At 65.8% G+C, this 9,364-nt stretch carries 7 protein-coding genes; all 7 read right to left on the reverse strand.

Annotation, left to right across the window (positions count from 1 at the left end; genetic code table 11):
- Positions 1-182: 182 nt before the first annotated feature.
- From B7Y89_RS17570 to B7Y89_RS17600, 7 genes are read right to left on the reverse strand one after another with little or no spacing between them, the layout of a single operon-like run.
- Positions 183-779, reverse strand: coding sequence for a DedA family protein (locus B7Y89_RS17570; RefSeq protein WP_043151646.1), 597 nt, complete (start codon positions 777-779; stop codon positions 183-185).
- A gap of 47 nt (positions 780-826) precedes the next feature.
- Entirely contained in the window at positions 827-1,606 is a 780-nt protein-coding gene (locus tag B7Y89_RS17575; RefSeq protein ID WP_292940699.1) for a hypothetical protein, read from the reverse strand.
- Positions 1,603-2,946: a HAMP domain-containing sensor histidine kinase gene (locus tag B7Y89_RS17580; RefSeq protein WP_292940702.1), complete on the reverse strand. Its 1,344-nt coding sequence runs from the start codon at positions 2,944-2,946 to the stop codon at positions 1,603-1,605. The genes B7Y89_RS17575 and B7Y89_RS17580 overlap by 4 nt, the downstream gene beginning before the upstream one ends.
- A complete protein-coding gene (locus tag B7Y89_RS17585) occupies positions 2,946-3,620 on the reverse strand; it encodes a response regulator transcription factor (RefSeq protein WP_043151647.1) in 675 nt (224 codons plus the stop codon). Before B7Y89_RS17585 ends, B7Y89_RS17580 begins: the two co-directional genes overlap by 1 nt.
- A 10-nt stretch (positions 3,621-3,630) precedes the next feature.
- Entirely contained in the window at positions 3,631-5,007 is a 1,377-nt protein-coding gene (locus B7Y89_RS17590) for an efflux transporter outer membrane subunit (RefSeq protein ID WP_043151648.1), read from the reverse strand.
- Positions 5,004-8,105, reverse strand: coding sequence for an efflux RND transporter permease subunit (locus B7Y89_RS17595; RefSeq protein ID WP_292940707.1), 3,102 nt, complete (start codon positions 8,103-8,105; stop codon positions 5,004-5,006). The genes B7Y89_RS17590 and B7Y89_RS17595 overlap by 4 nt, the downstream gene beginning before the upstream one ends.
- Positions 8,105-9,100, reverse strand: a complete 996-nt coding sequence (locus B7Y89_RS17600) for an efflux RND transporter periplasmic adaptor subunit (RefSeq protein WP_200866947.1) — start codon at positions 9,098-9,100, stop codon at positions 8,105-8,107. Before B7Y89_RS17600 ends, B7Y89_RS17595 begins: the two co-directional genes overlap by 1 nt.
- Between the last annotated feature and the right edge of the window lie 264 nt (positions 9,101-9,364).

Genomic DNA, 9,364 nt, shown 5'->3' on the forward strand with positions numbered 1-9,364 from the left:
AAGGTTGTAGCGAGTGTCCGGATCGGACAGGAGCCGTCCTTCGGCTAAGAGCGACAATCGGCGCACGGTCCTTCATGGCCGGTGGAATGGCCGGACCTTGGGACTTTCCCGCCAGACAGCTTCCAAGATCGGAACGGTCGAAAGCCGCCGTTTCTCGGTGTCACAACCGTTCGGTTTTGACTTTAGGTGGCACGCCACGTCGCCACACGATAAAGATATGCGGCGACCACCAGCCCGACGATGATGTTGGTAATCGGATTCAGGTAGGCGGCAACGATCCGGTATTGCCCTTCAAGAAGGTAGCCGGCCACTGCTAACAGTGTCGTCCAGAGCGCGGTCCCAAGCGTCGTGAACAGCAGAAAACGCGGTAGACTCATACCGAACACGCCTGCTGGTACCGAGATCAGCGTTCGCAGCGCCGGGACGAGCCGACCGAGCAACACGGCTTTACCGGAATGTCGATCGAACCAGCGGTCTACGCGGTCGATATCCCGTGGTGCAAGCGTCAGCCAGCGCCCGTGCCGTTCGGCCCAGCGCCGCAGCCGATCGGCATCAATCCACTTTCCAACATAGTACCAGAACAGCGCGCCCGCGACCGAGCCGCCCGCGCCGGCCATGATCACGCCGAACAGATTCAATCGCCCTTGCCCCGCGCCAAAACCGGCAGCGGGCATAATGATTTCGGAGGGGATTGGCGGAAACACATTTTCAAGAAACATCAGCGCGGCAATTCCAAGGTAGCCGGCTTCGTTAAGGAACTCGATTAGGCGATCGAACACAGGCAGTCTTTCAATGGTCGGGTGTCGTGGCGAGAAACCGGTTCAATTTACCCGGCCCCGTTCTCACCAGGATGTTGGCCTGCGCGTTGTGGCAGGATCAGGATAAGGGCCAGGATGGCCGCAGCGAGCACTGCCGAAGCAAGCGGACGGCTGAAATCGAGCCCGCCCTTTGCGATCGGCTTGTCGAGGAAATCGCCTACGGCCGCGCCGAGCGGCCGGGTCAGGATGAACGCTGCCCAGAACAGAAATATCCGGCTTGCCTTCGTCCAGAAGTAGAGGCCAGCGAGTATCGCCAGCATCGCGCCGAAGATCGCTGCTGCGCCCAGATAGCCGAGGCCCCCGGTATCCGCTGTCCAGTCGCCGAGCGCCGTGCCGAGCGTCTGCGAAAAGGTGATGGTGAGCCAGTAGAACAGCTCCGCCTTGGGTTCCCGCACGGTATCGACCGAGATCGAGCCCAGGGTGCGATACCAGGCGAACAGGGACGCCAGCACGCATACGAACAGCAGGGTCGAACCTCCGGGATAACCGATGCCCAACGACCGTGTGGCGAAATCCGCCATCGTCGTTCCCGCGGTGGTCGATGCGATGATCGTCCCCCAATAGAGGAACGGGTGGAAGCGCGTCGCCGCTACCTGCCACCAGACCAGCGCAATCAACGCCGTCAGGAAGATCGCGGTGCCGACAAGATAGCCCAGGTTCATCGACATGCTGACGGTATCGCCAGCGGTTTCGCCGAGCGTCGTCGCCAGAATCTTGATGATCCAGAAGCCCAGCGTGATCGCCGGCACCTTGCTCAGGAGTTCGCGCCTGTCGCCGATCTTCATCATTTTTTCCCAACTGGTAGTTCGACGACAACCCCAAATCCGGGCGGCGCGAGCAGCGAAACCGTGCCCCGGTGCGCGGTCGCGACCGCAGCGACGAGTGCCAGCCCCAGGCCATGACCTTCCGACGATCGGCTACGTTCCGCGCGCGCGAACCGCTGGAACAGCCGGGACGCATCTTCGGGTGCTACACCGTGTCCATCATCGGCGACCGTTAAGCGAGCAATGGCGTCATCACGCTCCAGCTCGACGCGAACCGTCGTCCCAGGGGGGGTGTGGCGAAGCGCGTTGTCGAGGAGATTGGTGACAAGCTGTTGCAGCAGCCGTCGATCGCCCATCGTCCATATCGCGGGGGCTATCGCTGTGACGAGCAGATGGCCGCTTGCTTCCATATCGGGGCGGTAGGTGTCGACCAGTTCCTCAACCAGTTGATCCAGCGCCACGTCCTGAAAATGGGTGCGAGGTGACAATGCTTCCACCTCCGCAATGCGCAGCAATGCTCCGAAAATATCGAGCAGTTCGCGTGATTGTGCGGCAGCGGCCTCGATCGCTTGGCGTTTCTCGTCCACGTCCCGTGCCGATAGCGCTTCATCGAGCCGGTTATGCAGGCGGGTCAGCGGGGTGCGCAGGTCGTGGGCTACGTCGCTCGACACCTGGCGCAGGTTGTCCATCAGTCCGCCGATCCGGTCGAGCATCCGGTTGAGCGTCGCCGACACGCGATCGAATTCGTCACCCGCGCCGGTGAGCGGCATACGTCGCGCCAGATCGCCATCGATGATCGCGAGGGCGGTGCGGTCGATGTGCGCTAGGCGCGTGCGAGTCACCGCACCCACCAGCCAGGCCCCGCCGATACCGAGCAGCAGCATGACGCCGAATGCGCCCGCGAACAGCTTGAGCAGCGTCGCATCCATCTCGTCAATCACTTCGCGATCGGCCGCGACGACCAACCGGCTGTTGTCAGGCAATCGGGTGGTCAGGGCCTGTGCGATCCGGTGTTCGCCGTCCCGCCGGTAATGCAGAAATTCCAGATAACCCGGCACGGTAGGGGCGGTCGCGTCGAGCGACCCCGCGACACGGCGACCCACTGGGTCGACCAGCAGGTATTCCAGACTGGCGGTGCTTCGCGCCGCCTCGCGCCGACGGATTGCCATCGCAACGCCCGTAGGACCGTCGTCGCCTTCGTCGATCAGCGCGCGGGTTTCGATCGCGACCCGGTGATCGAGCTGGATCTCGAGCGCTTCATGCGTCACCTCATAGGCGACGACCCCGATGATAAGCGTCCCCAGCGCGAAGAGGGACGCGACGAGGGCGACAAGCCCGAAGGTGGATCGCCACGGGCGGGTCATCACGCGCCGCGGATCATGTAGCCAGCACCGCGCACGGTCTCGATCGCATCATCGTCGAACCCGGCGTTGAGCTTGGAGCGCAGGCGGCTTAAGTGCGTCTCGACGATGTTCGTCTTGGGGTCGAAATCGAAATCCCAGACCCGCTCCAGCAGCATCGTTCGCGTCATGACCCGGCGAGGATTGCGCATCAGCTCGGCGAGCAACGCGAACTCGCGCGGTTGCAGCACGATCCTACGGCCGTCGCGGGTAACGAAGCGTCGATGAAGATCCAGTTCGATCCCACCAATTACAAGCACGCTCGCCTCGGTCTGGGCAGCCGGACGCCGCCCGAGCGCATGAACACGCGCGGCAAGCTCGGAAAAGGCGAACGGCTTGACCAGATAATCGTCGGCACCGCCTTCCAGTCCTTCGACGCGATCAGCGATGCCACCCACGGCGGTGAGCATGAGGGCCGGTGTCATGTTGCCCGCCGCACGCAGCGCCTTGATAAGTGACAGTCCATCCAGACCAGGCAGCATCCGATCGACGATCAGCGCGTCGAATTGGTCCCCAGTCGCCTGAAACAGCCCGTCGCGACCATCGGTGCTGGTGACGACATGATGTCCCAATTCCGCAAGCCCGCGGGCCACGAAGCGGTTCGTCTCGTTATCATCTTCTACGATCAGGATTCGCATGGCTGCCCTTCTAGCCCGCCGGACCGTTCGTCTGCCATCCCCCACCCAGCGCCCGGAATAGCGCGACCTGGGATTGCGCCACGGTGAGATCGGACTGTGTTTGAGCGAGCGCGGCTTGCGCCCGCGCCCGCTCGGCATCGAACTGGATCAGCGAGGCGGCATCCCCAAGCCGAACACGGGCGGCTGCACGGCGGGCGTAAAGCGTAGATTGGATCCGCGCGGCATCGAGCGCGCGATTGCGGCGCACCTCGCCATCATAGACGGCGAGCGCGGTTTCGACTTCGCGCAATGCCCGCAATACCGCCACATCCCAGCCGGCGAGCGCCGCGCGTTCTGTTGCGCGGGCCTGTTCCAGTCGTGCTCGCGCTGGGGCCTGATTGGGGAAGGCCCAGCTTATCAGCGGTGAAGCCGTCGCGACGAAGCCACCCGTCAACAGCCCGACTGCACCACCCAGGTTCACGCGCGGGTAGAGATCGGCATGGGCGACCCCGATCCGCGCCGCGGCAGCGGCGAGGCGGCGTTCGGCTTCGCGAATATCGGGGCGACGCAGCAGTAGCGCCTGTCCTTCGCCCACGGGCACCGCCGCGCGGAGCTTCGGGGGCGCATTGCAGGCGATGTCGAACCCGCGCGCTTCAGCGGGGGGGCGGCCCTGCAAGGTTGCGATCCGGTACAGGGCATTCGCGCGCGCCGCCTCGAACGGGGCCAGCGTGGCGCGGGTGGATTCCAGCAGGCTGGCGGCCTGCGAGACTTCGAGCGGCGATACTTCGCCAGCGGCAAGCTGGTCACGTACCACGCCAACCGAGCGTTCCTGAACCGCGACAATCTCGCGCGAGACATTCGCCGCACGGGTCGCACCGCACAGATCGACATAGGCGAGCACCGTATCCGCCACGACCGCGACGCGCAGGGAGTCCAGCGCCGCAGCCTGAGCGTCAGCATCGGCCCCCGCCGCCAGCGTGCCCGAGCGCAGGCGGCCGAACAGGTCGATGTCCCAACTTGCGGTCAGGGCGAGATCGTAGTCGGTGGTCGGCACGTTCGATGACGCGCTTGGCTGCGTCGCGCTGTTGTCGATCGTGCCCGCGCTTTCGATCGTGGTTTGCGGCAGCCGCGCGGCGCGCGCCTGCCGCAGTGCCGCGCGCGCGCCGTCGAGATTGGCATAGGCGACGCGCAGATCGGCATTGGCGGCGAGGCTTGCCTGGACCAGTCGATCAAGCGCCGGATCGTCGTACAGCCGCCACCAGTCATTCGGGACCGGGCCGATCGCCGCGGTCGGAAGGTTTGCGAAAGCACCTGTGGCGGACGCGGGTGGGATCGTCGGCGGGGGCAGAGGCGCAGACATGCACCCCGCGACCGCGAGCGCGGCGATCGGAGCAAACCGGCGGATCATGCGGGAACTCCGGCAAGTGGGGCATCGGGCGCGGGCTTCTCCCGTCCGAAGCGCGCGTATAGCGCGGGCATCAGGAACAGGTTGAGCACGGTCGAGGAGACAAGTCCGCCCAGGATGACGATCGCCATCGGATGCTCGATTTCATGGCCCGGCGCGTTGCCGGCGACGATCAGCGGCAGCAGCGCCAGACCGGCGCACGCCGCGGTCATCAGGATCGGCACCAGTCGTTCCTCCGCGCCGCGCAGGATCAGACGCGGGCCGAAGTCCTCGCCCTCGAACCGGCGGAGATGATCGTAGTGCGACAGCAGCATGATGCCGTTGCGCGCCGAAATGCCGATGACCGTCACGAACCCGACCAGCGAGCCGAGCGACAGCACGCCGCCCGTCAGCGCCACGCCGACTACCCCGCCGACCAGCGCGAACGGCAGGCTGGTCGCTACCAGCGCGGTGATCCGCGCCGAGCGGAACTCCAGCCAGACCAGCAGCAGGACGCCGAGCAGGCAGAGCAGCCCCGTCGTCCAGAGCCGCTGGCGTGAATCACGCAGCGCCGCGTATTCGCCCAGCACCTGGGGATGGTATCCGGTCGCGAACGGCATCTGACCCACAGCCGTTTCGACAGCGCGCGCGACCGTGCCGAGGTCCGCACCGGCGACATTGAGCGTGACGTCGATCCGGCGCTCACCGTTCTCGCGCTTGATCTCGTTCGGGGCAGGCATGATGCGAATATCGGCCACGTCGCGCAACCGTACCGGCGCGCCCGCGGGCGTCTGGATCATCATGTCGGCAAGAACATGGACATCGCCGCGCACCTTCGGTTCGCCCCACAGCGCCACGTCGAACGCTTTTTGGTCGCGGTAGATTTCGCCGACCTTCTGCCCGGCGACCAAGGTTTGCGCTTGTCGCCGTACTTCGCCCGCGGTGAGGCCCAGCGTGGCGAGATCGCCAGGCCGGGGACGGACCTGGATTTGCGGCACCAGAACCTGTTGCTCGACTTTGAGATCGGCAACCCCGTCGATCGCCGCCACTTTGGCGCGGACACGTTCGGCCGCGGCACGAAGCTCGATCTGATCGGGACCGAAGATGCGGACGACCACCGTCGCGCCTGCGCCGCTCAGTACTTCCTTGATGCGCTCGCGCAGATAGGTGAGCACGTCGCGGTAGAGGCCGGGATAGCCGTCGATCACTTCCTTGATGCGCGCGACGCTGGCATCATAATCGACATTCTCGTCCAGGCTGATCCACAGCTCGGTGAAGTTCGGGCCGACCACTTCATCTGCGGCCTCCGCACGGCCGATATGTGCGCCGAAGTTGCGCACGCCAGGAATCGCGCGCAGCTCCTTGGAGGCACGGATCGTGATCCGGTCCATCGCCTCGATCGACGTGCCGGGCTTCTCGACGAAGTGCATCAGGAAGTCGGTTTCGCGGAAATCGGGCAGGAATTGGTCCTTGAACCCGGCGTAGCCGACGCCTGCCAGCAGCAGGCCGCCCGCGACGATCCCCATCGCCAGCGCCGGTCGCGCCACCATCCGCGGCAGCACCCCGGCGTAGCGGCGTTTCAGCGCCCCGACGAGCCGCGTGTCACGCTCTGCCTTGAGGGGCGCGTTCGGCAGCAGGAACAGGCACATCGCCGGCGTCACCACCAGCGCGACCAGCAGCGACGCGGCGATCGCCAGCACATAGGCGATGGCGAGCGGTTGGAAGAACGTGCCCGCCACCCCGCCCAGGAAGAAGATCGGCAGGAACACCAGCATCACGATCAGCGACGCGAACACCACCGCCGATCGCACTTCCAGCGAGGCGGACAGCACCACGTCGAAGTTGGAGCGCGGGTTGCCCGCCTCGCGATTGAGCCTCAGTCGGCGCGCGATGTTCTCCACGTCGATGATAGCATCGTCGACCACTTCGCCGAGCGCGATGACCAGCCCCGCGATCACCATCGTGTTGATGGTGGCACCGCTCCATAGCAACACCAGCCCCGCGCCGAGCAGCGACAGCGGGATGGCGACCAGGCTGATCGTCGCCTGCCGCCAATCGCGGGTAAAGACGAACAGCACCACAGCCACGAGCAGGCAGCCGATCGCGAGCGCGCGCGTCAGATTGTCGATCGAGCGTTCGATGAAGGTCGCAGGGCGGAAGATCGTCGTATCGACCTTCACGTCGCGCAGGCCCGGCTTCAGCTCACCGATCGCGGCCTCCACGTCTCGGGTAAGCTGGAGGGTGTTGCCGGTCGGTTGCTTCTCGACGATCAGCATCAGGCCGGGCCCGTCGTCGATGATCGCATTGCCGATCGGCGCGGCGAAGCCGTCGACCACGCGGGCGACGTCGCCGATGCGGACCGCCGCTTCGCCGCTCTGCTTGATGACCGCATGTGCAAGATCGGCCGAGGACTGGATCGCGCTCGTCTGCTGCACGGCGAGCCGCTGGGTTGCCGTATCGACAAAGCCGCCCCCACCGACCAGCACCGCATCGCCGGCCGCGGTGCGCAGTTCGGCGAGCGTCACGCCGGCCGCGCGCAGCCGGTCGGGATCGACCAAAACCTGCAATTGGCGGTCGCGCAGACCCCAGATTGCGACGTTTGCGACGCCCGGCACCGCCATCAGGCGCGGCCGGATCGTCCATCGCGCCAGTTCGGAGAGTTGCATCTGATCGAGCTTTGCCGACGATATGCCGATCTTCATCGCCCGACTGGTTGACGACAGTGGCGGCAGCATCACCGGGGGACGCGCCGCGGCGGGCAACCGCGCCTGCACCTGTGTCACCCGCTCCTGGACGAGCTGGCGGGCGCGGATCACATCGGTGCCGCGATCGAACAGGATCGATACCGACGACAGGCCCAGCACGGACTTGGACCGTAGCGTCATCAGATCGGGGACGCCGTTGACCGCCGTTTCGATCGGTACGGTAATCAGGCTTTCCACCTCTTCGGTCGAAAGACCAGGCGCTTCGGTCTGGATCTCGACCATAGGCGGTGCGAACTCGGGAAACACGTCGAGCGGCACATCGCCGGTCGCGCGTAGCCCAAGGACGACCAGCAGCGCAGCGAGCGCGAGGACGAGAACGCGCTGGGTCAGCGCGGCACGGACCAGCCAGGCGAGCATCAGTGCGGCGTCCCGAACTCGGTCCCGAACAGCTCGGCCGCCCCGTCCGTCACGACTTCGGCACCGCGCTCCAGGCCCCGCGACAACAGCGCACGGCCGTCCGCGACGCTCGCGACCTCAATCCGCTGCCGGACATAGGTGTCGGGCGCAGTCTTCCGGTACACCCATTCGCCGCCATAGATGTCGCGGACGATCGCTGCGGTCGGGACCGACAGTCCATCCGCCCTCCCGCCAAGCGGCAACGCCACGGAGACGCGCTGGCCGACGCGGTAGGCACGGTCGCGATTATCGAGCGCGAAAAACAGATCGACGGTGCCCGCGACTGCATTGGCCGAGGGTGGGGCCTGGACCGGGCGCGCAGCGCGCGGAGCGGCGCGATTGTCGCCGAGGGGGCGAACCGTAGCGGTGCGACCGCGTTCGATGGCGCTCACGTCGGTGCCGAACACAGGCACCCGCACCCACAGCGTCGAGAGATTGCCCATAGACGCGATCGAGGGACCGAGCAGCCCGCGTTGCGCGCGGGCCGCATCCAGTGCTGCCCGCGCGGTGGCAAGTGCCGCCGCGGCTTCGTCGCGCCCTCGCACGCTGCCCGCCTCCTCGCGCACCAAGGCGTCGGCGCGGTTATAGGCAATGACGGCGAGCCGCACTTGCGCTTGCGCCCGCGCGACCTCGCCTTCGGCCGCAACCTGACTGACCCCAATTTGAGCGAGGTTGCTCGTAGATCCCGTTGGCACACCGGCCCCGCCGGTTGCCGGCACGACGACCTCCCCGCTCGTCTCGCGGACTTGCGCGGCCGAGCCATCGCCAATTCTTACCGTTCGGATGCCGAGACGCTGTTGCGCTTGCGTTGTGAGGGTGAGCTTCAGCAGATCGCTTTCGTGAGCGACCGCCTCCGCTTTCGCCGGGGGAGCCGGGGGAGCCGGATCACCGCCGCAGCCCGTCAGGACCGCCAGCAGGGGCAATGTGGCGATCGAAAGGTATCGGATAGGCGTCATGCTACGACGGTAGCAGCCTCATGTTGGCGGCAGCTTGGGGCGACTATACAAAATCCCAATGTTCGGCAGGAAGCGATGAGCTGGTGTCACAACCGGTCGGTTGTGACACTGCAGAACCTACCACGGTCGTCCAAGGGTTTGCGTGTGTCAGAACCCCGGTTCAGAATATCCGCTCCCGAGATCGGAAACGTGCCTCGCCTATGACTGCCTTTGGGTCGGAAGCTGCCGAAAGACTGAACCGCCGCGAACGGCCGGTTTGTCCCA

This window comes from Novosphingobium sp. 32-60-15 (assembly GCF_002280675.1).
In the GTDB taxonomy this organism is placed as follows: domain Bacteria; phylum Pseudomonadota; class Alphaproteobacteria; order Sphingomonadales; family Sphingomonadaceae; genus Novosphingobium.

Coding starts and splice junctions, on each gene's coding strand:
- B7Y89_RS17600 (WP_200866947.1), bottom strand. CDS start 9,100: ATGACGCCTATCCGATACCTTTCGATCGCCACATTGCCCCTGCTGGCG.
- B7Y89_RS17585 (WP_043151647.1), bottom strand. CDS start 3,620: ATGCGAATCCTGATCGTAGAAGATGATAACGAGACGAACCGCTTCGTG.
- B7Y89_RS17595 (WP_292940707.1), bottom strand. CDS start 8,105: ATGCTCGCCTGGCTGGTCCGTGCCGCGCTGACCCAGCGCGTTCTCGTC.
- B7Y89_RS17580 (WP_292940702.1), bottom strand. CDS start 2,946: ATGACCCGCCCGTGGCGATCCACCTTCGGGCTTGTCGCCCTCGTCGCG.
- B7Y89_RS17590 (WP_043151648.1), bottom strand. CDS start 5,007: ATGATCCGCCGGTTTGCTCCGATCGCCGCGCTCGCGGTCGCGGGGTGC.
- B7Y89_RS17575 (WP_292940699.1), bottom strand. CDS start 1,606: ATGATGAAGATCGGCGACAGGCGCGAACTCCTGAGCAAGGTGCCGGCG.